General features: G+C 61.2%; 19 protein-coding genes. 6 read left to right on the top strand and 13 right to left on the bottom strand.

The genetic code is table 11. The features are described 5' to 3' along the window. The first annotated feature begins 357 nt into the window (after positions 1-357). Positions 358-2,268, top strand: a complete 1,911-nt coding sequence (estP, locus tag ACEN83_RS27595) for an esterase EstP (RefSeq protein WP_495578894.1) — start codon at positions 358-360, stop codon at positions 2,266-2,268. 207 nt (positions 2,269-2,475) lie between these two features. Here the strand turns inward: estP and trpE are convergent, their stop codons facing one another. From trpE to ACEN83_RS27645, 10 genes are all read right to left on the bottom strand, one after another. After that, positions 2,476-3,957 carry an anthranilate synthase component I gene (gene trpE, locus ACEN83_RS27600; RefSeq protein ID WP_095964072.1) on the bottom strand — a complete coding sequence of 494 codons (1,482 nt, stop codon included), beginning with the start codon at positions 3,955-3,957 and terminating at the stop codon, positions 2,476-2,478. 69 nt (positions 3,958-4,026) lie between these two features. Further along, positions 4,027-4,845 (bottom strand): phosphoglycolate phosphatase, encoded by an 819-nt coding sequence (locus tag ACEN83_RS27605; RefSeq protein WP_015097053.1) that lies wholly within the window; start codon positions 4,843-4,845, stop codon positions 4,027-4,029. Beyond that, positions 4,842-5,516 carry a ribulose-phosphate 3-epimerase gene (gene rpe / locus ACEN83_RS27610; RefSeq protein ID WP_116582240.1) on the bottom strand — a complete coding sequence of 225 codons (675 nt, stop codon included), beginning with the start codon at positions 5,514-5,516 and terminating at the stop codon, positions 4,842-4,844. The genes ACEN83_RS27605 and rpe overlap by 4 nt, the downstream gene beginning before the upstream one ends. A 115-nt stretch (positions 5,517-5,631) precedes the next feature. After that, the gene (locus tag ACEN83_RS27615) at positions 5,632-6,780 is read right to left on the bottom strand and encodes an iron-containing alcohol dehydrogenase (protein ID WP_015097054.1); all 1,149 of its coding nucleotides are present in this window, start codon (positions 6,778-6,780) and stop codon (positions 5,632-5,634) included. Between the two features lie 182 nt (positions 6,781-6,962). Continuing rightward, positions 6,963-7,787 (bottom strand): ABC transporter permease, encoded by an 825-nt coding sequence (locus ACEN83_RS27620; protein ID WP_007980200.1) that lies wholly within the window; start codon positions 7,785-7,787, stop codon positions 6,963-6,965. A gap of 12 nt (positions 7,788-7,799) precedes the next feature. Continuing rightward, on the bottom strand, positions 7,800-9,047 hold the full coding sequence (locus ACEN83_RS27625) for an ABC transporter permease (RefSeq protein WP_007980201.1): 1,248 nt from the start codon (positions 9,045-9,047) through the stop codon (positions 7,800-7,802). A 177-nt stretch (positions 9,048-9,224) separates the two neighbouring features. After that, a complete protein-coding gene (locus ACEN83_RS27630) occupies positions 9,225-10,268 on the bottom strand; it encodes an ABC transporter substrate-binding protein (RefSeq protein ID WP_056726652.1) in 1,044 nt (347 codons plus the stop codon). Positions 10,269-10,316: 48 nt separating this feature from the next. After that, positions 10,317-11,441 carry an ABC transporter ATP-binding protein gene (locus tag ACEN83_RS27635; protein ID WP_007980203.1) on the bottom strand — a complete coding sequence of 375 codons (1,125 nt, stop codon included), beginning with the start codon at positions 11,439-11,441 and terminating at the stop codon, positions 10,317-10,319. A gap of 331 nt (positions 11,442-11,772) precedes the next feature. Further along, positions 11,773-12,426 carry a response regulator gene (locus ACEN83_RS27640; protein WP_495578895.1) on the bottom strand — a complete coding sequence of 218 codons (654 nt, stop codon included), beginning with the start codon at positions 12,424-12,426 and terminating at the stop codon, positions 11,773-11,775. A 102-nt stretch (positions 12,427-12,528) separates the two neighbouring features. Next, complete coding sequence (locus tag ACEN83_RS27645; RefSeq protein WP_116582242.1) at positions 12,529-14,925, bottom strand: PAS domain-containing sensor histidine kinase; 2,397 nt, start codon at positions 14,923-14,925, stop codon at positions 12,529-12,531. A gap of 73 nt (positions 14,926-14,998) precedes the next feature. On the opposite strand from ACEN83_RS27645, the gene ACEN83_RS27650 reads away from it, so the two are divergent. After that, on the top strand, positions 14,999-15,988 hold the full coding sequence (locus ACEN83_RS27650) for an alpha/beta hydrolase family protein (RefSeq protein ID WP_495578896.1): 990 nt from the start codon (positions 14,999-15,001) through the stop codon (positions 15,986-15,988). Between the two features lie 137 nt (positions 15,989-16,125). Here the strand turns inward: ACEN83_RS27650 and ACEN83_RS27655 are convergent, their stop codons facing one another. The 3 genes from ACEN83_RS27655 to ACEN83_RS27665 are packed head-to-tail and all read right to left on the bottom strand — an operon-like array spanning position 16,126 to position 18,582. After that, a complete protein-coding gene (locus ACEN83_RS27655) occupies positions 16,126-16,893 on the bottom strand; it encodes a TerB family tellurite resistance protein (RefSeq protein WP_495578897.1) in 768 nt (255 codons plus the stop codon). A 1-nt stretch (position 16,894) separates the two neighbouring features. Continuing rightward, complete coding sequence (gene murU, locus ACEN83_RS27660) at positions 16,895-17,566, bottom strand: N-acetylmuramate alpha-1-phosphate uridylyltransferase MurU (RefSeq protein ID WP_495578898.1); 672 nt, start codon at positions 17,564-17,566, stop codon at positions 16,895-16,897. Continuing rightward, positions 17,563-18,582, bottom strand: a complete 1,020-nt coding sequence (locus ACEN83_RS27665) for an aminoglycoside phosphotransferase family protein (protein ID WP_495578899.1) — start codon at positions 18,580-18,582, stop codon at positions 17,563-17,565. Before ACEN83_RS27665 ends, murU begins: the two co-directional genes overlap by 4 nt. A 130-nt stretch (positions 18,583-18,712) precedes the next feature. Between ACEN83_RS27665 and ACEN83_RS27670 the strand changes: the two genes are divergently transcribed. The 4 genes from ACEN83_RS27670 to rsmA are packed head-to-tail and all read left to right on the top strand — an operon-like array spanning position 18,713 to position 24,621. Further along, positions 18,713-21,523 (top strand): LPS-assembly protein LptD, encoded by a 2,811-nt coding sequence (locus tag ACEN83_RS27670; RefSeq protein ID WP_495578900.1) that lies wholly within the window; start codon positions 18,713-18,715, stop codon positions 21,521-21,523. Next, complete coding sequence (gene surA / locus ACEN83_RS27675; protein ID WP_495578901.1) at positions 21,498-22,820, top strand: peptidylprolyl isomerase SurA; 1,323 nt, start codon at positions 21,498-21,500, stop codon at positions 22,818-22,820. Before ACEN83_RS27670 ends, surA begins: the two co-directional genes overlap by 26 nt. Next, positions 22,817-23,806, top strand: coding sequence for a 4-hydroxythreonine-4-phosphate dehydrogenase PdxA (gene pdxA / locus ACEN83_RS27680; RefSeq protein ID WP_116582248.1), 990 nt, complete (start codon positions 22,817-22,819; stop codon positions 23,804-23,806). Before surA ends, pdxA begins: the two co-directional genes overlap by 4 nt. Then, complete coding sequence (rsmA, locus tag ACEN83_RS27685; RefSeq protein WP_495578902.1) at positions 23,803-24,621, top strand: 16S rRNA (adenine(1518)-N(6)/adenine(1519)-N(6))-dimethyltransferase RsmA; 819 nt, start codon at positions 23,803-23,805, stop codon at positions 24,619-24,621. Before pdxA ends, rsmA begins: the two co-directional genes overlap by 4 nt. Positions 24,622-24,720: the final 99 nt, after the last annotated feature.

Raw genomic sequence — 24,720 nt, forward strand, 5'->3', positions numbered from 1 at the left:
TTGACCCGCAGAGCGCTGCGCTTTGTCAGGTGCTGGAGTAGCGCCAGCAAAGCGGCATTTCAAACAGGTAAAGAAGGCAAAGCGGTACAGGTCCGGCGAGGCCGGCAAAAGAATTCAGGCGCGCCAACGCCAGCGGGCGTGTGCCTTGATGACTTGATCCAGGAGTTTGCTGATGATCAACACGGGGAAGGTCTCATTCGTACGTCCCGGCACAGTAACTTAGCTGGGCAGAGCGTGCAATATCGCCGGGGGTACTGCCCGCGAAACTATCAAAGGCTTCGCGACAGATGGCAAAAGGCCGAAAGTTTTTGGTACTGTCGTTTCGTTCACTACAACAATAAATAAACGGACTTGCTCATGATCAAACAGTCGTTGTCTGTACCGCTCGCAGGATGCTTGCTCGCGATGGCATGCGCCCAGGCGAACGCCGCACCCAATCCTTATACAAATTTCGTGGTCTTCGGGGACAGCCTCAACGACGCCGGGACCTTTGCCGACACCGGCGGACCTGCCGGGGCGACGCAGCGCTTTACCAACCGGACGGGGCCGGTGTATCTGGATGGCAGCGGCGAAGTCCGCTCGCTCAACTCCACGCAGATACTGGGTGGAAAACTCGGGTTCTCGGCGGACCAGACTGCGTCATCCAATTCGGCCGTGCGCGCCAGCAACGGCCAGCCCGACGGCAACAACTGGGCCGTCGGCGGCTACCGCACGGATCAGATCCTGGATTCGATCACCAGCGTTTCCGCCACCGGCGAACGCACCCGCGCCGGCTACCTGCCGTCGAACAACTTCCGTGCCGACCCGAACGCACTGTATTACCTGTCGGGTGGTGGTAACGACTTCCTGCAAGGTCGCGTCACCAGCTTGCCCCAGGCCAGCGCTGCAGCCGATCGACTGGCCGACAGCGTGCAGACACTGCAAACCGCCGGCGCCAAATACGTCATGGTCTGGTTGCTGCCCGATATCGGCTTCACCCCGGCGTTCAACGGTACCCCGCTGCAAGCGTTCACGTCCCAACTCAGCGCCCAGTTCAATAATGAACTGGTAAGCCGACTGCAGAACATCAATGCCGAAGTCATCCCGCTCAACATTCCGGTACTGCTCAAAGAGACGTTCGCCAATCCGGCGCAATTTGGTCTGGCCACCGACCAGAACCTCATCGCCACCTGCTTCAGCGGCAACGGTTGTACCGAGAACGCCCGTTACGGCATCAACAGCGCCACGCCTGACCCGACCAAACTGATCTACAACGACTCCGTGCACCCCACAGAAGCCGGGCAGCGCCTGATTGCCGACTACGCGTACTCCCTGTTGGCAGCACCGTGGGAGCTGACATTGCTGCCGGAAATGGCCCAAGGCACCCTGCGTGCGCATCAGGATGAATTGCGCAACCAGTGGCTGGCCGATTGGCAAAACTGGCAGGGCGTCGGCCAATGGCGAGCCATTGTTTCTGGCGGCGGACAGCATCAGGACTTTGACAGCCAGGACAGCGCGGTCAGTGCCGACGGTAATGGAGCCAACCTGAACATCGGGGGCAGCTACCGCATCGACGATGCCTGGCGCGTTGGCCTGGCGGCGGGTTTCTATAACCAGAAACTCGAAGGCGGCAGCAACGACTCCGACTACAAGCTCAACTCTTACCTGGGCACGGCCTTCGCCCAATACCAGCAAAACCGTGTCTGGGCTGACGTGGCGTTGACGGCCGGCCACCTGGATTACGACAGCCTCAAGCGCAAGTTCCAGTTGGGAGCCAACGAACGCAGTGAAAAAGGCGATACCAGCGGCTACATCGAAGCCTTCAGCGCTCGCCTGGGTTACGACATTGCACAGCAAGCCAGCAGCCCCTGGCACGTGTCGCCGTTTATCAGCGCTGATTTCTCCAAGGCGAAAGTCGACGGCTACTCGGAGGACGGCAACGATTCCACGGCGCTGACCTTTGCCGATCAGGAAGTGATTTCCCGACGCCTGGGTGCTGGCCTGCAGGGCAAATACCAGATCACCCCGCAAACCCAGGTGTTCGGCGAGGCGGCAATCGAGCGTGAGTACAACGACGATACCCAGGACGTGGGCATCAACCTCAACAGCCTGCCGAACAACCAGTTCACGCTGGAAGGCTACACCCCGCAAAGCCACTTGCAGCGCGTGAACCTGGGGGTGAGCCACAACCTCACCCGCGACCTGGCATTGCGCGCCAGCTACAACATTCGCAGGGACGACGACTTCACCCAACAAGGCATCAACGTAGGTGTTGCGCTGGACTTCTGATGTGCCGGCAATAAAAAACGCGGCGCCCTTACAGGCGCCGCGTTTTTTTATGTGGAACACTTATTGTGGTGAGGGGGCTTGCCCCCGTTCGGCTGCGAAGCAGTCGTAAACGCTGTCGCCCGAACGAATGCAGGGGCCGCTTTGCGACCCAACGGGGGCAAGCCCCCTCGCCACAAAAGCTCCCTCGCCACAGGGCTAGCGGTGAACTCAGGTGTTCGGGGTTTGTTCGGCCAGGGCCACGGCGCGGAACATTGCGCGGCGCTTGTTCAGGGTTTCTTCCCATTCCAATGCCGGCACCGAGTCGGCGACGATGCCGCCACCGGCCTGCACGTGCAGCTCGCCGTTCTTGATCACCGCCGTGCGGATCGCAATCGCGGTGTCCATGTTGCCGTTCCAGGCGAAGTAACCGACCGCACCGCCGTAGACGCCACGCTTGACCGGCTCCAGTTCGTCGATGATTTCCATCGCGCGAATCTTCGGTGCGCCAGACAAGGTGCCCGCCGGCAGAATCGCCCGCAGTGCGTCCATTGCCGTCAACCCGGCCTTTAGTTGCCCGGTCACGTTGGACACGATGTGCATCACGTTGGAGTAACGCTCGATGACCATTTTCTCGGTGAGCTTCACCGAGCCGATTTCCGAGACGCGACCGGTGTCGTTGCGACCGAGGTCGATCAGCATCAAGTGTTCGGCGATTTCCTTGTCGTCCGACAGCAGGTCTTTTTCCAGCGCCAGATCAGCTTCTTCATTGGCCCCGCGTGGACGGGTGCCGGCGATCGGGCGCACGGTAATCAGGTTGTCTTCGACCCGCACCAGCACTTCCGGCGAACTGCCGACGACGTGGAAGTCGCCAAAGTTGAAGAAGTACATGTAAGGCGTCGGGTTGAAGCAGCGCAGCGCGCGGTACAGATCGATCGGCGCGGCCTTGAAGTCGATCGACATGCGCTGGGACGGCACGACCTGCATGCAGTCACCGGCCAGGATGTATTCCTTGATGGTATCGACCGCTTTTTCGTAATCGTCCTGGGTGAAGCTGGAGCGGAATACCGGGTCAGCCGATTGTTGCTGGCTGAAGTCCAGGCCACGGCGCGGGGTGATCGGCTGGCGCAGCTTTTCCAGCAGCTCTTCCAGGCGCGCGCGGCCTTGCTCGAAGGCATCTTCCTGCGCCGGGTCGGCCAGCACGATGGCGTGCATCTTGCCAGCAAGGTTGTCGAACACCACGACGGCGTCGGAGACCATCAGCAGAATGTCCGGCACGCCCAGCGGATCCGGGTTCGGGCACTTGCCCAGACGCTTCTCCACATAACGCACGCAGTCATAACCGAAGTAGCCCACCAGGCCGCCGTTGAAACGCGGCAGGCCGGCAATGGTCGGCACGTTGTAGCGGGCCTTGAAGGTTTCGACGAAGGCCAGCGGGTCTTCCACGTCGTGGCTTTCGGTCTCGACGCCGTCGACGGTCACGCTGACGTGATGGTCGTGAACCCGCAGCACGGTGCGGCACGGCAGGCCGATGATCGAGTAACGGCCCCACTTCTCGCCGCCCTGCACGGACTCCAGCAAGTAGGAATTGGGCTCGTCGGCCAGCTTCAGGTAGATCGACAGCGGCGTGTCGAAGTCGGCCAGGGTTTCGCAGGCAAGCGGAATGCGGTTGTAGCCGGCAGCGGCCAAACGCAGGAATTCTTCGCGGATCATGAGGTGCCTCGTGGATTGAGGGTCGAACGGTCAGGTATGCAAACGCGCCGGAAACCGGCCAGGATCAAGTCAGGCGCGCCAACGCCAGCGGGCCAGGGCCTTGATGACTTTCATCCAGAGTTTGCGAGTGACCACCACGATGGCGTTTCCAGAAGGGGGTTTGACAGCGTCGGCCAACGTTATCTCAGCGGCCGGATCCAGGCAACCGGGAATTAGTTTGCGCAGGTCGTCGATCACCAGCGCCGGCGATTCTTCGGCGATCGGCCGCCCATGGTTATAGCCGTAGCTCAGGGCCACACACTTGACCCCCGCCGCTTTCGCCGCCAGCACATCGCTGCGTGAATCGCCGACGAACAACGACTGCGAAGCCGGAATGTTGGCCATTTTCATCACAAAAAACAGCGCGGCCGGATCGGGCTTTTTCTGTGGCAGGGTGTCGCCGCCGATGATCCAGCGGAAATAACGGCCGATCTTCATCTGGTCCAGCAGCGGCGCGACGAATCGCTCCGGCTTGTTGGTGATCAGCGCCATCTCGACACCCTGCTTTTGCAGCCATTTGAGGGTATCGCGCACGCCGGGGTAAACCACCGTCAGCTCATGGCTCTCGCCATAGGCCTGCATGAAATACTCCAGCGCCCGTTCGGCCTCGGCGTTATCGACCGCCGAATGATCGATGCCGCCGGCCAGCGCGCGACGCACCAGTACCGGCGCGCCATTACCGACCCATTCGCGTACCGCTTCCAGGCCGGCGGGTTGGCGACCGAGATTGAGCAGCATCTTGTCCACAGCCACTGCCAGGTCCGGGACCGAATCGATCAACGTGCCGTCCAGATCGAACATCACCAGCCGTGGCAATTGCCCCGGGAACAGCTGCTCAAAGCCACTCATGGGCGAGCCAGCGCCAGTTCGGAGCGCATCTTGTCGATGACTTCCTGATAGTTCGGCGCATTGAAGATGGCCGAACCGGCGACGAAGGTGTCAGCACCGGCAGCAGCGATTTCGCGAATGTTGCTCACGTTCACGCCGCCGTCGATTTCCAGGCGAATGTCACGGCCCGAAGCATCGATCAAGGCCCGCGCTTCACGCAGTTTGTCGAGGGTGCCGGGGATGAACTTCTGCCCGCCGAAGCCCGGGTTGACGCTCATCAGCAGGATCATGTCGACCTTGTCCATCACGTACTTGAGTACGTCCAGCGGGGTCGCCGGGTTGAACACCAGGCCCGACTTGCAGCCGCCTTCACGGATCAGTTGCAGGGAGCGGTCGACGTGCTGGGTGGCTTCCGGGTGGAAGGTGATGTAGGTCGCACCGGCTTCGATGAAGTCGCCGACGATGCGGTCCACCGGGCTGACCATCAGGTGCGCGTCGATCGGCGCGGTCACGCCGTACTTGCGCAGTGCCGAGCAGACCATCGGGCCGATGGTCAGGTTCGGTACGTAGTGATTGTCCATGACATCGAAGTGCACGAAGTCGGCGCCGGCGGCCAGGACGTTGTCCACTTCTTCACCCAGGCGGGCGAAGTCGGCGGAGAGAATCGACGGAGCAATTACGAAGGGCTGCATGACGCACCTTTTCTGAGCAGAATCACGATGGCGCGCATTGTATACCTCATGCTTTGACGCGCGCACCGTGAGCGCGATGATTGGACCTTGCCATCATCCATCAACGGCAAAGCCTCTAGTACGCCGCGCGATAGATCTTTTCGATATCGACGGCACTCAACTTGCGCGGGTTATTGCGCATCAGGCGCTCGATCCCCGCCGCTTCCACGGCCATGGACGCGATGGCGTCCTCGGGTACACCGAAACTGCGCAGGCCCTGGGGAATTTCCACGGCGGCACACAGCTCGGTCATGGCTTGTACGGCTTTGTCAGCCGCTTCGTTGACACTCAGATGAGCGGTCTTCACGCCCATGGCCTCGGCGATATCCTGCATCCGTTCGATGCAGGCCATCTTGTTCCAGGTCATGACATAGGGGAGTAACAAGGCATTGCTCACGCCATGGGCAATGTTGAAACGTCCGCCTAGCGGATACGCCAGCGCATGCACCGCGCCGACCCCGGCGTTGCCGAACGCCATGCCGGCCATCAGGCTGGCGGTGGCCATGTCTTCCCGGGCTTGCAGGTTCGACGGGTTGGCGTAGGCCTTGGGCAAGGCCTTGGCGATCAACTTGATGGCGCCGATGGCCAGGGCATCGGTAATCGGCGATGCATTGACCGACAGATAGGATTCGATGGCATGCACCAGCGCATCGACGCCGCTGGCCGCCGTGACGCTGCGCGGACAGGTCAGGGTCATTTGCGGACTGACCAGCGCCACGTCCGGCAACAGGTAGTCGCTGACGATGCCCTTTTTCAGTTGCGCGACCTTGTCGGAAAGGATGGCGACGTTGGTCACTTCCGAACCGGTGCCGGCCGTGGTCGGGATGGCGATCAGCGGCGGGCCTTTGCGCGGGACCTGATCGATACCGAACAGATCCTCCAGCGCACCGTGGTATCCGGCATAGGCCGCTACGCTCTTGGCAATGTCGATGGCACTGCCGCCGCCCAGGCCGATCAGGCCGTCATGCCCGCCCTCGCGATACACCTGCATGCAATCTTCGACGATGGCGATTTCCGGGTCCGGCAGTACCCGGTCGAAAATTTCGTAGCTGCGTTCGCCCAACTGCGCCAGCGCCAGCTCTACAGTGCCGGACTTGACCAGGGCGGCATCGGTGACGATCAGCGGATTATCAATGTCCAGACGCGCCAGCTCGGCGGACAGCTGCTCGATGGCACCTGCGCCGGTGATCAGTTTGTGAGCGATCTTGAAAGAGGAAAGACTCATGTGCGCAGCCTCTTATAGGTAGGGGAGCTGGGCACAATAGTAGCTGGGGATTGGGGTTTGTCTGCCATTCAAGCCATGAATGAAGATCGCCCTTTGTAGGAGCTGCCGCAGGCTGCGATCTTTTGACTTTGCTTTTCAAGATCAAGAGATCGCAGCCTTCGGCAGCTCCTACAGGGATCGGGTCAGACCTGCGCAGTACGCAGTTTCTCGCTACGCCCACGCAGCCATTCCAGGGTCAGCAACAGGATCACCGAGAAGGCAATCAGCAGCGTCGCCGCGGCGGCGATGGTCGGGCTGAGGTTTTCGCGAATGCCGCTGAACATCTGCCGTGGCAGGGTCGCTTGTTCAGGGCCGGCGAGGAACAGCGTCACCACCACCTCATCGAACGACGTCGCGAAGGCGAACAGCGCCCCGGAGATCACGCCCGGCGCGATCAGCGGCAAGGTCACCCGGCGGAACGTGGTCAGCGGCGAAGCACCCAGGCTCGCAGCTGCCCGCACCAGATTGTGGTTGAACCCCTGCAAGGTCGCCGACACGGTAATGATCACAAACGGCACACCCAACACCGCATGCACCACGATCAGCGAGAAGAAACTGTTACCCAGCCCCAGCGGAGCGAAGAACAGGTAACTGGCCACACCGATGATCACCACCGGCACCACCATCGGCGAAATCACCAGCGCCATCACCAGCGCCTTGCCGGGGAAGTCGCCGCGGGTCAGGCCGATCGCCGCCAATGTACCGAAGACCATGGCCAGCACCGTGGCCGCCGGGGCGACGATGATGCTGTTCTTCAGGGCGCGCATCCACTCCGCCGAGGCGAAGAAATCGTGGTACCACTGCAGTGAGAAACCTTGCAGCGGGTACACCAGGAAACTGCCGGAGTTGAACGACAGCGGAATGATCACCAGCACCGGCAGGATCAGGAACAACAGAATCAAGCCGCAGAGAATCCGCAAGCTGTAGAACCACACCCGTTCGATGGGCGACATGTAAGGACTCAGCATTTCGTTCTCCCCTTAGCTCAGGCGCAGGCGGCTCGCGCCCACCAGCCAGCTGTAAATCAGATAAAGCACGACCGTTGCGAGCAACAGCAGCCCACCGAGTGCGGTCGCCATGCCCCAGTTGATGCTGGTGTTGGTGTAGAAGGCGACAAAGTAGCTGACCATCTGATCGTTCGGGCTGCCCAGCAATGCCGGGGTGATGTAGTAGCCGATGGCGAGGATGAACACCAACAGGCAACCGGCGCCGACACCGGCATAGGTCTGCGGGAAGTACACCCGCCAGAAACTGGCGAACGGATGGCAGCCGAGGGAAATCGCGGCGCGCATGTAAGTCGGCGAGATGCCTTTCATCACGCTGTAGATCGGCAGGATCATGAACGGCAGCAGGATGTGCACCATGGAGATGTAGACACCGACGCGGTTGAACACCAGTTCGATCGGCTTGTCGATGATGCCCATGGCCATCAGGCCGCTGTTGATCAGGCCGCCCGACTGCAGCAATACGATCCACGCCGCGACCCGTACCAGGATCGAGGTCCAGAACGGCAACAGCACCAGAATCATCAGCAGGTTGCTCTGGCGCGACGGCAGATTGGCCAGCAGGTAAGCCAGTGGATACGCCAGCACCAGGCAGATCACGGTGATGATCAGGCCCATCCAGAAAGTGCGGGCAAAGATGTCGAGGTAGATCGCCTGGTCCGGGGTGGCCGGGGCGATTTCGCCGAGGTCGTCGATGCGATGATCGACAGCCGCCAGCAGGTAATACGGGGTGATGCTGCTGGTGTTGCGGCGCACCGCTTGCCAGTAGGCCGGGTCGCCCCAGCGCTCATCGAGGCCTTCCAGCGCTTCTTTATAAGAGGCCGGCTCGGTGGCGAGCGGCAAGGCGCGGGCGGTTTTGGTCAGCAGGCTGCGATAGCCGGCCAGCTCCATGTTCAGGCGCTTGGACAGATCGCCCAGGGTCTGGTTCTTGCGGGCCTCGGCGAGGTCTTCGGCCGCCGCTTTGTAAACCGGTTCAGCGGGCAGGCCACGGCCGTCCCAGCTGGCGATGGCGGTCACGGTGCGCGGCATGCCGCCGACCACTTCCGGGTTGCCAACACTTTTGTAGAGCAGCGCCACGATCGGCACCAGGAACACCAGCAACAGAAACAGCACCAGCGGCGCGATCAACGCCTGGGCCTTCCAGCGGTTGACCCGCTCGGCGTGCTTGAGCCGCTGCTTCAAGGTGGGGCTGGTGCCCTCGTTCAGGGGAACGGCGATAGCCATGACGTACTCCGGAAATCTTTGGATGGGCGGCATCACCCATGGTGATGCCGCATTACATCAACATTCATCAATTACGCCGCTCCTGTAGGAGCTGGCGCAGCCTGCGATCTTTTGGCGTCCTTGAGACCGCTGAAGATCAAAAGATCGCAGCCTTCGGCAGCTCCTACGGGCGAAGGATTACTTCGCCGCCCAGGCGTTGAAGCGCTGTTCCAGTTGCTCGCCGTTGTCAGCCCAGAAGCTGACGTCGATCTGCACCTGGTTGGCGATGTTTTCCGGGGTGGTCGGCATGTCCTTCAGGACATCCTTGGCCAGCAAGGGTACGGCTTGAGTGTTGGCCGGGCCGTAGGCAATGTTTTCCGAGTAGGTCTTCTGCTGCTGTGGCATCACCGAGAAGGCGATGAACTTCTTCGCTGCTTCAGCACGCTTGGCGTCCAGACCTTTTGGAATGGCCCATGCGTCGAAGTCGTAGATGCCACCGTTCCACACGACTTTCAGGTTGCTTTCTTTCTGCACGGCAGCGATCCGGCCGTTGTAGGCCGAACTCATGACCACGTCACCGGAAGCAAGGTATTGCGGTGGTTGTGCACCGGCTTCCCACCACTGGATGTTCGGCTTGAGTTCATCGAGCTTCTTGAACGCGCGGTCCTGACCGTCTTTGCCGGCCAGCACTTTGTAGACGTCTTTCGGCGCTACGCCGTCGGCCATCAGTGCGAATTCCAGGGTGTACTTGGCGCCTTTACGCAGGCCGCGCTTGCCCGGGAACTGCTTGGTATCCCAGAAGTCCACCCAACTGGTCGGTGCGGTTTTCAGCTTGTCGGCGTTGTAGGCCAGCACGGTCGACCACACGAAGAAACCCACGCCGCACGGCTGGATGGCGCCCTTGACGTAGTCTTCGGTCTTGCCGAACAACTTCGGATCAAGCTGTTCGAACATGTCTTCGTCGCAACCACGGGACAGTTCCGGCGACTCAACCTCTACCAGATCCCAGGACACGCTCTTGGTGTCGACCATGGCCTTGACCTTGGCCATTTCGCCGTTGTACTCGCCGGCCACGATCTTGCCGTTGCCTGCCGCTTCCCACGGTGCGTAGAAGGCTTTGACCTGAGCCGCCTTGTTCGCCCCGCCAAAGGACACCACGGTCAGGTCAGGGCCGGCCGCCATTGCGTGTGCCGCGCCCATCATGCCCAGTGCCAAAGCGGTGAATTTCAGGGATCTCAACATTTATTGTTCTCTCCACGTGCAGGGTTGGTGTTGGTATTGCCGGGGCGATCAGTTCGCCTCTAGAAGGGGATCAAGCGCGCGCACGTGCTCGACCTGCCAGCCAAGCGGTACCACGTCGCCGACGGCGAGCGAGGGATCAAGCTCGGCAATCGGTTGTTTCACGAAGAAGTCGCTCTTGCCGCAGACTTCCATGCGCACCCGGACGTGGTCGCCCAGATAGATGAATTCCTCGACCCGCCCGGAGAAGCGGTTGACGCATTGGTCGCTGGAGCCGTTGAGGCTCACTCGCTCCGGACGAATGGACAGGGTCACCGGCTCGCCGGTCTGGCCAACGTTGACCGCCAGGGCTTCCACCTTCTCACCGCGCCCGAGCTCCACAATGCAACGGTCGCCGGTTTGGCTGTGCAGGCGGCCATTGAGGCGGTTGTTCTCGCCGATGAAGTTGGCGACGAAGGTGTTTTTCGGCTCTTCGTAGAGGGTGCGCGGCGGTGCGATCTGCTGGATTTCGCCCTGATGGAACACCGCTACACGGTCGGACATGGTCAGGGCTTCGCCCTGATCGTGGGTCACGTAGACCACGGTGACGCCCAGGCGCTGGTGCAGGTGCTTGATTTCCATCTGCATGTGTTCACGCAGTTGTTTGTCGAGTGCGCCGAGAGGTTCGTCCATCAGCACCAGTTGCGGCTCGAACACCAGCGCCCGGGCCAAGGCCACACGCTGTTGCTGACCGCCGGAAAGCTGCGCGGGGTAGCGTTGGGCGAAGCTGTCGAGCTGGACCATGCTCAGCACGCGCTTGACCCGGGCACTGACGTCGCTCTTGTTCATCCCGCGCACGGTCAGCGGGAACGCCAGGTTCTCCGCCACCGTCATGTGCGGGAACAAGGCGTAGTTCTGAAACACCATGCCGATGTCGCGCTTGTGCGGTGGCACGTTGTTGATGGCGCGCCCGGCCAACAGGATTTCGCCTGCGGTCGGCGTTTCGAAGCCGGCGAGCATCATCAGGCTGGTGGTCTTGCCGGAGCCGGACGGCCCGAGCAACGTGAGGAATTCGCCTTTGCGAATGTCCAGGTTGAGGTCTTTGACGATCAGGTTCTCGCCGTCGTAGCTCTTCTGCACTCCACGAAAGCTGACCAGAACATCATTGGCCCCTGCGCTTGAATCGACCTGGCTCATACCCACACCTTTGTTATTGATGACTGCTGTGGGGTTAAGCCTAGTGGACGCTGGGGACCACGCAAATCGGGGGGCAAGAGAGATTCGCCTCAGCCGGATGGAAGGCTGGGGGTAGGGATTGCCCTACAAGGATGGCGCGTTTTGGCAAACGCAGTGACCAGCGGTCAGCTGCAAGCCGCCAGCAAAGGCAAAAGCGCTGTCGGGCAGTGTCGCAAATGGATACGCCCCCTGTAGGAGCTGCCGCAGGCTGCGATCTTTTGATCTTCGGCGATCTCGGGGCCGCTAAAAGATCGCAGCCTGCGGCAGCTCCTACGGGAGATCGCGTGCAGAGTCAGAGCAGCTTGTGCTCCATCGCGTACTTCACCAGTTCCGCCAGCGAGGTGATGTTGAGCTTCTGCATCAGCCGCGCCTTGTGGGTGCTGATGGTCTTGCTGCTCAGTGCCAGTTGCTGGGCAATGTCGTTGACGTTCGCGCCCTGAGCCAGGCGTTCGAACACGGAAAACTCGCGCTCGGAGAGCAACGAATGCAATGGACGCGAGTCGGTCAGGCCGACCTCGAAGACCATGCGGTCGGCCAGTTCCGGGTCGATATAGCGCCCGCCTGACGCCACTTTGCGAATGGCGGTCAGCAACAGTGCCGGGTCGCTGTCCTTGGTTGCATAACCGGCGGCCCCGACCTTCAGCGCCCGGGCGGCCATTTGTGCTTCGTCGTGCATCGACAACACCAGGATCGCCGGCGGATTGCTCAGGGCGCGAATCCGCGGAATGGCCTCCAGGCCATTGACGCCCGGCATGGAGATGTCCAGCAGCACCACTTCGCAGGGCACATGACGCAAGGTGTCGAGCAACTGCTCGCCATTGCTTGCCTCCCCCACCACCAGCAAGTCCTTGGCCAGGCCAATCAGCTGCTTGATGCCTTCGCGGACAATGGTGTGGTCTTCGGCTACCAGTACACGGATCACGTTCTTCTCCAGATTCAAGATCATTCGCGAGCAAGCCCGCTCCCACAAGGGATTTTGTGACCACCCTAGATCCCCTGTGGGAGCGGGCTTGCCCGCGAAGGCGTCAGTACAGACAACATTAAACAATCAGGCTGCATCCAGTGGAACGCGCACACTCAGCGTCGTACCCTCACCCGGCTCACTCTCAAGGGACAACTCCCCTCCCATGATCAACACCCGCTCACGCATTCCGACGATCCCGAAGGACGTTGGCCTGCCAGGCGCAGCAACAAATCCTACGCCATCATCGGCGACCGTCAGACACAACACATCGCCTTCCAGCGCCAGTGTCAGTTCAACAGTATGCGCCTGGGCATGGCGCATGACATTGGTCAGTGCTTCCTGAAGGATCCGGAACAGGCCGATGGCCTTGGCATCGCTGAGCACCGGCAGATTGTCCGGTACCTGCACCAGACACGGAATCTGCGTACGCGCCTCGAATCGTCGGGCCTGCCATTCGATGGCCGAGGCAATGCCGGCATCGAGAATCGGCGGGCGCAAGGCAGTCGCCACGTCGCGAACCAACTGAAAGAGCTGAGCGATCAGGCGTTTCATGCTGCCCAGGCGCTCGTTAAGGCCCGGATCAAGTTGCGCGTAAGCCAGTTCGCACATGGAGGTTTCCAGCTTGAGCACGGTCAGCATCTGCCCCAGTTCATCGTGAACTTCCCGGGCAATGCGCGCTTTTTCTTCTTCGCGCACACTCTCCAGGTGCGCGGACAACTCACGCAGTTGTTCCCGGGAGCTGGCCAGTTCAAGCTCGATGCGCTTGCTCTCGCTGATGTCCCAGACGATGCCGTCCCAGACATAGGCGCCGTCCTCCAGCCGGCGGGTGATGGCCTTGATTTCCGCCCAGCGCTGCTCGCCCTGACGCGTGAGGATTCGCCCTTGCCACGACCAGTCGCTGTCAGTATCCAGCGCATGGTCCTGGGTCTGGTGATAGCTGGCCTTGTCATCCGGGTGTACCAGGCTGCGCAGGCCTTTGTCACGATGCGCCAGGGTGGCCGGTGAATAACCCACCAGGCTTTCGCTGCCTTCGCTGATATAGGCAAAGTCGATCTGGCCAGTCACCGGTGCCCGCTCCAGGCGGAAAACCAGCCCCGGAACGTTGGCGGCGATGCCCTGCAGCCGCGCCTCGCTTTCCTGCAAGGCCGCCAGGGCGCGGCGCCGCTCGGTGACGTCGTTGAGGTAAACCACCAGGTATTCGCCATCGCGAAAACGCAGAAAACTCAATGAAACATCGGCCGGCAGTATGCTGCCGTCGGCGCGCACGCAGTTGGTTTCGAAGCTTTGCGGGCCCTCTTCACTGGCCCGGGCGCGCTTCCACAGATTGAGCCAACGATCCATGTGCAGGCCGGGTTCGAAATCGATCAGCGGCCGATCGATGATCGCGCCGGATGGATAGCCGAGCATGCTTTCCGCCGCACGATTGGCGTAGCGCACGTGACTGTCCCAGTTGACCCAGAGGATGCCGACGGTGCTTTGATCGATGGAAAACTGGGTCAGCCGCAACGCCTCTTCGCTGGCGGCACGCAAGGCAATGTCTTCCTGCGCAGCCATCAGGCGTTGTTCCAGGCTGTGCTGCTGGCGACGCTGCCAGAACACGATGGCCATGCAACTCGACGCCAGCACGGCCAGCAACAGGCAGAGGTTTTGCCAGAACCCCCGCGACTCGGTGAGGCGTGGATACTTGGGCTGCAGCCATTGATTGTGCAGTTGCTCCAGATCCTTGGCCGGGATCGCCCGCAATGCGCTTTCGACAATACCCGCCAGTTCCGGCTTGTCGCGACGCGTGGCTACCCGCAACAGCTGCGGCAGGCCGACATCCCCGACCACCACCAACCCGGCAAACTCCGGCTCGACGGAGAGGCGCCCCAATTGCGCTTCATCGACCACCGCATAAGCCGCCTGCTGGCCCGTCACTAACTGCAATGCCTGGCGCTCCATCGGGACGCCCTGCAGATTCAGGTGTGGATAGTTGCCGTGCAGGTAATCGGCGATGGCGCTGGGCATGCGCACGGCGACGCGGGTCTGGCTGTCGAGTTTTTCCAGTTCGATCGCCCCGGCGCTTTTCTGGTCGCTGACCACCAGTTGCGGCACCCGCATGTAGGGGTCGGAGAATTGCCAGAGGCGCAGCCCGCCGGGTGTCTGGGTCAGTCCCGGGGCGATGTCGATTTCGCCTTCGCGTGCGGCAGCTTCCAGTTGTTCAAGGTCGGGAAAATTGCGCCAGCTCAACTCGACGTCGAGGGTCTTTGCCAACCGCTTCATCAAGTCGACATTCACCCCGGACAGGCGCTGCAAGCGGCGATCGTATTGCGCATAGGGTGCCTGCAACACCAGTCCGACCCGTAACTCGCCCTGCTGCGTCAGCCAGTGCTGTTGTTTCGGGGTCAGTTGGGCAACGTGCGCCGGGGGCACGACTGCCGCCCAACCCATCAAGGGAAACCACAAACAGCCGATAACCCACAGGCAGCGAAAACGCATCATTGAACTCTCACACACTGACAAATACTGACCAACCCATTAGGCTGCCGGAACATCTTCTGGCCTGGAATATCCAATGCCCCCTGTCTACCGCCTGGCACTGCCAGCATTGTGCATGTCGCTGATCCTGCCTTGCGTTTTTTCCGTGGAGGCGGCCGAACCGGCGCCTGCCGCAACAGAAAAGCCCGCCGAAGAAAAACCACTCGAACGTCAGCCGCTGCCTGAGCGCAGTCAGGAAGAAGCGACTGCACTTGAGCGAAAAATCCCGGCTCAGGAACAGCAACAACTGCAAGCGGGCACCGACACTTTTCTGGCCTTGTGGAAACCGGCCAATACCGCCGAACCCAAAGGCGCGGTGATTATCATCCCGGGCGCCGGCGAAACTGTTGACTGGCCGCAAGCGGTCGGTCCTTTGCGGCGCAAATTGCCGGACGCCGAGTGGAGCAGCCTGAGTATCACCTTGCCGGACCTGCAAAGCGATGCCATTGCGCCACGAATCGTGGAGGCAACGCCGGCACCCAAGCCCCCCGAAGCCGGCAGCAAGGACTCGACCACCGCGGCCCCGATCGAACAGGTGGCCGGTGGCGAGGCCGATGTGGCCGACAAGGCCGTCGCTGACACCACCGAAGAACAATCCAGGGCAGATGCCGAGCGCATCTTCGCCCGGATCGATGCCGCGATTGCGTTTGCCGAACAACAAAGCGCCCGCAGCATCGTAGTGCTGGGGCATGGCACGGGTGCCTATTGGGCGGCGCGCTACCTGAGCGAGAAGCAGCCATCGCAAGTCGAGAAACTGGTCATGGTCGCCACTCGCACACCGGTGGCAGCGAAGCCCGAGCTGGCGGAACTGACCCCGACCCTGAAACTGCCGACCGCCGATATCTACTACAAAGACAAAGCGCTGGACCGCAACGCCGCGCTGGAACGCCTGCAGGCCAGCAAACGCTTGAAGTCCTCGACATTCAGCCAGGTCGCACTCAAGGCCTTGCCCGATAACAAGGCCGAACAGGAGCAATTGTTCCGGCGGGTGCGGGGTTGGTTGAATCCGCAGAACCCGGCGGACTGACAGACCGAGGCGCTTCATTCGCGAGCAAGCCCGCTCCCACAGGTTTTATGCCGGTCACGAAATGGCGGACGACATCAAACCTGTGGGAGCGGGCTTGCTCGCGAAGGGGCCATTACAGGCAACACAAAGCGGTTCAGCTAGCGAAAATCCCGCCGCTCCCGAATCAGCGTATAGGCACTATGCAGTTCACGCGTTCGCTCGGTGGCCTCACGCACCTGCATCGCCGTCGCGCCACTGCCGGCAATCTTGTCCGGATGATGGCGACTGAGCAGGCGCCGGTAAGCACGCTTGATCTGCGCCGGTTCAGTGGTGGCCGACACCCCCAACAGCTTCAAGGCGTCCTGATAGCTTGGCACGCTGTTGCCCAATGGCCGCTTCTGCGGCTCATAATCGTGGGCCAACGCCTGTACCTGATGCGGCGTCCAGCCCAGCCACTGACCCCACTGGCGGATCAACTCACGTTCACTGCTGCCGGCACGACCATCGGCCCAGACCATTCGCCAGCAGGCGCGTAACACGCCTTCCGCCGCATGGGGCTGGGTACTCAGGCGACGCAGATGACCGCGTAGCCGATCGCGACCCGACTTGCCACGGTTGAACGCGGCAATTGCACGGCGCTGAGCTGGCCCGGACATATCCAGCGAGCGCATTTCCGCACGGGCCTGTTCGATATGCCCGGCCATCACCTGGCCGTCGCACTTGGCCAGGCGTCCCAGCAGGACAAACAGCAATTCATCGTTGCGCAGCACCGGGCGGCCGCCCAGTTTCTCCCGCAAATGCCCCCAGCTCTGCAGTTGCAAGCGCCGATCCAGCGCCTGCCCCAACAATGCGCCGAGCATGGCCCCCGGAATGCTGGCTATGGCAAAGCCCGCTCCGGCTCCTATCAGAGTCCCTGGCCACAGCATGTCAGCGGCTCGCTTCTATTAATGTTTCAACTTCGGCCAGACGCTCGTGAGTACCGACATCGACCCAGTGCCCCCGCAACTGCTCGCCGGTCACCTGCCCGTCAGCCATGGCTTTGCGCAGCAGCGGCGCGAGCTTGAAGGCCCCGGCGGTGCAACCGTCGAACAACTGCGGGTGCAACACGGCGATGCCGCTGTAGGTCAGGGTGGGAGCCTGCGGTTGACCGTCGTGCACCTGATTCCCGACCAGGCTGAAGTCCCCGGTCGGATGATGCGGCGGGTTGCTGGCCAGCACCAGGTGCGCCAGGCCATTGATGGGTTGGTGCAGCACACTGAAGTCGTAATCGGTCCAGATATCGCCGTTGACTACCACAAAGGCTTCATCTCCCAACAACGGCAAGGCACGGAAAATCCCGCCGCCGGTTTCCAGGGGTTCACCCTCCGCCGAGTAACGGATGCTCACGCCATAACGCGAACCATCGCCCAGATAGTCTTCGATCTGCTGACCGAGCCAGGCGTGATTGATCACGATGTCGGTGAACCCCGCCGCAGCCAGCGCCCGCAGGTGATACTCGATCAGCGGCACGCCGCCGGCACGCACCAGCGGTTTTGGCGTGGTCAGGGTCAGCGGGCGCATGCGCTCGCCTTTGCCCGCGGCCAGAATCATTGCCTTCATGCTTTCACTCCGGCACGCAGACTGGCCAGCAGCACATCCAGTTCGGCCAGTTCGGGGCGGCGAGCGATCACGGCCTCTATATAGGCAAAGAAACGCGGCACATCGCCCAGATAACGCGGTTTGCCGTCGCGATGGCAGATGCGCGCGAAAATACCGATGACTTTCAGGTGACGTTGCACCCCCATCAAGTCGCTGGCACGCAGAAAGTCCTCGAACTCGGGCTGAACCGGAATACCGAGGGCGCCCGCCTGTTGCCAGTAGCTTTCCAGCCAGCCGTGTACACGCTCCTCGGGCCAACTGAGGAAGGCGTCCTTGAACAGGCAGGTCACGTCGTAGGTCACCGGGCCATATACCGCATCCTGGAAATCCAGCACGCCGGGATTGGGCTCGCTGAGCATCAGGTTGCGCGGCATGTAGTCGCGATGCACCAGGACTTTTGGCTGCGCCAGGGCGCTGTCGATCAACAGATCGCTGACCTGCTGCCAGAGCACTTGCTGCGCCGCGTCGAATTCGATGCCCAATTCGCGCTTCACGTACCACTCGGGGAACAGTTCCAGTTCGCGACGCAGTAATGCCACGTCATAGCTCGGCAGCGGCGCAACCATCGGCAACTGCTGGAAAGCCAGCAACGCCTGCAAGGCATCCTTGAACAAATCGTCGGCGTTTTCGCTGTCGATGACGTCCAGATAGGTCTTGTTGCCCAGGTCATTGAGCAAAAGAAAACCGCGCTCCAGGTCTTCGGCATAAATTTTCGGCACGTTTATTCCGGATTTCGCCAGCAAAAAGGCGATATCCACGAAGGGTTTGCAGTTCTCCTGGGGCGGTGGCGCGTCCATCACGATGAAACTTCTGCCATCGCCTTCCCAGCGGAAATACCGCCGGAAACTCGCGTCGCTGCTGGCCGCGGTCAACGTGGCCGGGGGTACGACGCCCCAACCCTGCTCGGCAAAAAGGGTCGCCAATTGTTCATCGAGCCAAACTTTCAGGTGTTGCAAGCGTACATCTTGATCAGGCATTGCAAGGGTCTCCGACGGCGCTAGCCGTCAAGCGGGTCATGCTTTATTATCCAGCATCTTTTTCAGACCATCGAGAGGCGTGCGGCCCACACCGCGGGCAGATGGCACGCAGGAAGCCCGGACTAATAAGATGGCATTGAAATCCCCCGCGTTTCGTAAAAAATTTCCGTTGTTGGTTACCGGCAGTTTGCTGGCGCTGCAACCCCTTGCCACTTCCTACGTGGTCGCCGCGGAACAGTTTGACTGCTCAGTCTCTGCTTCGGGCTCCTGGGACTGCGCGCCAAAGACGCCGGCGGCTGCATTGCCACCGCGTCCCGTCCATGACGGCAGCGCAGTTTCCGCCACCGGCGAAGCCCCGGCCGAGAACGGCTCCAGTGAAGACACTGGCGCCAAGCCGGTGCTGGTCACCGAATCCAAAGGCCGTGGCCTGAAGTCGCGTAGCGAAGACTACAGTCACCTCGACTGGGTTCCCCGCGAGCAGCTCACCGCCGCACAATTGGCTGAAACCGGTCCTTATTGCTCTGGTTCCTATATCGAACCGATTCGTCCTGGCATGAATGACAAGACGGATAAAAGTGACGCGCCTACCTTTATCGGCGCAAAAGCCTCCCGCTATAAGCAGGATGAGCAAGTCGCGACCCTGGCCGGCGACGTCGTCATGCGCCAGGGCAGCATGCAGGTCGAAGCCGACGAAGCCAACCTGTACCAGGCCGAGAGCCGTGGCGACCTGAATGGCAACGTGCGCATTCGCGACAATGGCGCGCTGATCGTGGGCGACCACGCCGACGTGCAACTCGACACCGGTGAAGCCAAGGTCGACAACGCCGAATACGTGATGCACAAATCACGCATCCGCGGTAATGCGCTGTACGCCAAACGCGCCGAGAACGCGATCATCCGCCTCAAGGATGGTACGTACACCACGTGCGAACCGAACAGCAACGCCTGGCAGCTCAAGGGCAACAACATCACCCTGAACCCGGCCACCGGTTTCGGTACGGCGACCAACGTGACGCTGCGGGTCAAGGACATTCCGGTCCTGTACACGCCGTACATCTATTTCCCGATCGATGACCGTCGCCAGTCCGGCTTCCTGCCGCCGACCATCGGCACCGGCAGCGATACCGGCTTCATGCTGGTCACCCCGTACTACTTCAACCTGGCGCCGAACTACGATGCCACGTTGTACCCGCGCTACATGGAAAAGCACGGTTTGTTGATGGAAGGCGAGTTCCGCTACCTGACCAAGTCCAGCGAAGGCCAGTTCGGTGCGGCGTACCTCAACGACGAAAGCAACGAGCGCGACAAACAGTCCGACTCCGAAAAAACCCGCTACATGTACAACTGGCAGCACAAGGGTGGCCTCGACTCGCGAGTACTCACGCAAGTCGACTACACCAAGATCAGCGATCCGTATTACTTCCAGGATCTGCAGACCGACCAGATTGGCATAAAAAGCAACGACTACGTGAACCAGCAGGGTTCCGTGACCTATCGCGGCGAGGGCTATACCGCTCGCGCGAACGCCCAGGCATACGAACTGGCGAGCGTATCGAACATTACCCCGTACGACCGCCTGCCGCAGCTCACCCTCGACGGTATGCTGCCTTACCATCCGGAAGGCCTGGATTTCACGTACAACACCGAGCTCGTGCGGTTTGACCGGGATCTGCAGAGCGGGACCTACTTTGACGAAGATGGCGTCGGCTCTCCCCGTATCGATAACAACATTCAAGGTCTGGCTCGCGCCAATGGCGACCGTCTGAATCTTGCGCCCGCCATGAGCCTGCCGATGAACACGACGTACGGCTTCCTGACACCGAAGCTCAAGTACCAGTACACCCAGTACCAACTGGATCTGGACGGTACCGGCAAAAGTCAGATCGCGCAGCAAAATCAGGCCGCAGCTGCCGCCGGGACTAAAAATTTCAACGGCAATTTCGACAGCAACCAGAACCGCGGCGTGCCGATTGCCAGCATCGACAGCGGCCTGTACTTCGATCGCAATACCCAGTATTTCGGCAAGAACTACCGCCAGACCCTGGAGCCGCGCCTGTTCTACCTGTACGTGCCTGAGGTCGACCAGGAAGACATTCCGGTGTTCGACACCAGCGAATACACCTTCAACTTTGCGTCGCTGTTCCGTGACAACCGTTTCTCCGGCTCCGACCGTGTCGGCGACGAGAACAAACTGTCCCTGGGCCTGACCAGCCGCTGGATCGAAGACAGCGGTTTCGAGCGCCAACGCATCAGTGTTGGCCAGGCCCTGTACTTCAAGGACCGCGAAGTTCAGTTGCCAGGTATCAATCCAAAAACCCGCGCCGATGCACATTCGAATGTTTCGCCTTATGCGCTGGAATACGAATATCGCTGGAACCGCGACTGGCGCACCACGGCCGACTACAACTGGGACCCGGACAGCCGCAGCCCTCGCTCGGGTAGCGCGATGTTCCACTACCAGCCTGAAGACAACCCGAACAAGATCGTCAACCTTGGCTATCGCTATCGTAACGACCAGGTGATCTACAACCAGAACACCGGTCAATGGCAGTTCGGCGGCGACTACGGCACCCCTGGCCAACCAGGCTTCGTGAAGGACTACTACAAGATCGAACAGCACGACTTCTCGGTGATCTGGCCGATCGTGCCGCAATGGAGCGCTATCAGCCGCTGGCAGTATGACTACAACCGCAACCGTACCCTGGAAGCCTTCGGTGGCTTCGAGTACGACAGCTGCTGCTGGAAACTGCGCCTGATCAACCGTTACTTCGTTGATTACGACGAGTTCAGCCAGCAGGCACCGGAAAACGAAAAAGGCGACCATGGCGTCTTCCTCCAAATTGTTCTGAAGGGACTCGGCGGCCTCACCGGCGCCAAGGCAGAGAGCTTCCTCGACAAAGGCATTCAAGGTTATCGTGAACGTGAAGACCAAGCTTTCTGATTGTCTGCGCCCGCTGATGCTGGGCGCGCTGTTCCTGAGTACTGCGGCCAGTGCCGCCGTGCAGTCCATCGATAAAGTGGTGGCCATCGTCGACAACGACGTGGTCATGCAGAGCCAACTGGACCGACGCGTCCATGAAGTTCAGCAAACCATTGCCAAGCGTGGTTCTGCCGTACCGCCGTCCAGCGTGCTGGAGCAGCAGGTACTTGAGCGCCTGATCGTCGAAAACCTGCAATTGCAGATCGGCGAGCGTTCCGGCATCCGCATTACCGATGAAGAATTGAACCAGGCCGTCGGCACCATTGCCCAGCGCAACAACATGTCGATCGAGCAGTTCCGCGCCGCCCTGACTCGCGACGGTCTGTCCTACGACGACGCACGTGAGCAGATCCGTCGCGAAATGGTCATCAGCCGCGTGCGCCAGCGTCGGGTCGCCGAACGCATTCAGGTCTCCGAGCAGGAAGTGAAGAATTTCCTGGCGTCCGACCTGGGCAAAATGCAGCTGTCCGAAGAGTTCCACCTTGCCAACATCCTGATTCCTACGCCGGAAAGCGCCAACTCCGAAGCGATTCAGAGTGCCGCCAAACAGGCCGATGCGATTTACCAGCAGCTCAAGCAAGGCGCTGACTTCAGTCAGTTGGCAATCGCCAAATCCGCCAGCGAAACCGCTCTGGAAGGTGGTGACATGGGCTGGCGTAAAGCCGCTCAATTGCCTCCGCCGTTCGATCGCCTGCTGAGCACCATGCCGGTGGGTGATGTCACCCAGCCAATGCGTACCCCGGGCGGCTTCATCATCCTGAAGATCCTCGACAAGCGTGGCGGCGAGACGCAGATGCGCGACGAAGTGCATGTACGTCACATCCTGGTCAAGCCGAGCCCGATCCGCGACGCAGCGAAAACCAAGGCCCTGGCCGAATCGCTCTACAGTCGTATCGAGGCTGGCGAAGACTTCGGTGAGCTGGCGAAAAACTACTCGGAAGACCCGGGTTCCGCCCTCAACGGCGGCGACCTGAACTGGATCGACCCGAACGCGCTGGTGCCCGAGTTCCGCGAAGTGATGGCCAAGACCCCGCAAGGTCAGCTGTCCAAGCCATTCCAGACTCAATACGGCTGGCATGTGCTGGAAGTTCTGGGCCGTCGCGCCACCGACAGCACCAGCCAGGCTCGCGAGCAGCAAGCCATGACCGTTTTGCGTAACCGCAAATACGACGAAGAGCTGCAAACCTGGCTGCGTCAGATCCGTGACGAAGCGTACGTGGAAATCAAACTCCCTGGCGCCGACCAGGCAGCGCAGTGAAACTCCAACGTTTCGCGCTGACACCCGGTGAACCAGCCGGCATAGGTCCCGACCTGTGCCTGCTGCTCGCCTCGCAAGCCCAGCCCCATCCCCTGATTGCCATTACCAGCCGCGACCTGCTCATCGAGCGGGCCGCGCAACTGGGCGTGGCGGTCGACTTGCTGCCGGTCACCCCGGACAACTGGCCGGATGTACCCGCGCCAGCCAACAGCCTGTATGTCTGGGACACACCGCTCAGCGCCAAGGTCACCGCCGGACAACTGGACAAGGCCAACGCTGCGTTCGTCCTGGAAACCCTGACCCGCGCCGGCCAAGGCTGCCTGAGCGGGGATTTTGCCGGGATGATTACCGCGCCGGTGCACAAAGGCGTCATCAACGAATCCGGCATCGCCTTTTCCGGGCACACGGAATTCCTTGCCGACCTGACCCACACCGCGCAAGTGGTGATGATGCTGGCCACTCGTGGCTTACGCGTAGCCCTGGTGACCACTCACCTGCCCCTTCGCGAGATTGCCGATGCCATCACGCCGGAGCGGCTGGAGCGCGTCACGCGAATCCTGCACGCCGACCTGCAAAACAAATTCGGCATCGCCCGGCCGCGCATCCTGGTCTGCGGGCTCAACCCGCATGCCGGTGAAGGCGGGCACTTGGGCCATGAAGAAATCGATATCATCGAACCCACATTAGAGCGCCTGCGTGGTGAGGGCATGGACCTTCGCGGCCCCCTGCCCGCCGACACTCTGTTTACCCCCAAATATCTGGAGCACTGCGATGCGGTGCTGGCGATGTACCACGACCAGGGCCTGCCGGTGCTGAAGTACAAAGGCTTCGGCGCGGCAGTCAACGTGACCCTCGGCTTGCCGATCATCCGTACCTCGGTCGACCACGGCACCGCCCTGGATCTGGCCGGCAGCGGCAAGATCGACACCGGCAGCCTGCAAGTCGCCCTGGAAACCGCCTACCAGATGGCCGAGACCCGTTTATGACCGAGCAATACCAACACAAGGCGCGCAAACGCTTTGGCCAGAACTTCCTGCACGATGCCGGCGTTATCGACCGCATCCTGCGCTCCATCCATGCCAAGGCAGAAGACCGCCTGCTGGAGATCGGCCCGGGCCAGGGCGCACTGACCCAAGGTTTGCTCAGCAGCGGCGCGCAACTCGACGTGGTGGAACTGGACAAGGACCTGATCCCGATCCTCAACCAGCAGTTTGCCGGCAAGAACAACTTCAACCTGCATCAGGGTGATGCGCTGAAGTTCGACTTCAACAGCCTGAATGCCGCGCCAGGCAGCCTGCGAGTGGTCGGCAACCTGCCGTACAACATCTCCACGCCGCTGATTTTTCACCTGCTGCACAACTCGCACCTGATCCGCGACATGCACTTCATGCTGCAAAAGGAAGTGGTCGAGCGCCTGGCTGCCGGTCCGGGTGGTGGTGACTGGGGCCGTCTGTCGATCATGGTTCAGTACCATTGCCGGGTCGAGCACCTGTTCAACGTCGGCCCGGGCGCGTTCAACCCGCCACCGAAAGTCGATTCAGCCATCGTGCGCCTGGTGCCCCACGCGGTACTGCCGCACCCGGCCAAGGATCACCGCCTGCTGGAGCGCGTCGTGCGCGAAGCGTTCAACCAGCGCCGCAAGACCCTGCGCAACACCCTCAAGCTGCTGCTGAGCAATGCCGAAATCGAAGCCGCCGGCGTCGATGGCAGCCTGCGTCCCGAGCAGCTCGACCTGGCCGCCTTCGTGCGCCTGGCTGACAAGCTCAGCGAGCAAGCGCCACAAAAGCCTGCCGCGAACTGACAGGCGATGAGCGCTATCGGGTAGGACGCCACTCTGGTCTACTACCCGATACTTGGCCTAGACTGAAACCCATCAGCTACGCCCCGCGTCCCGCTTCGT

The sequence above is a fragment of the Pseudomonas sp. Pseusp49 genome (genome assembly GCF_059491875.1).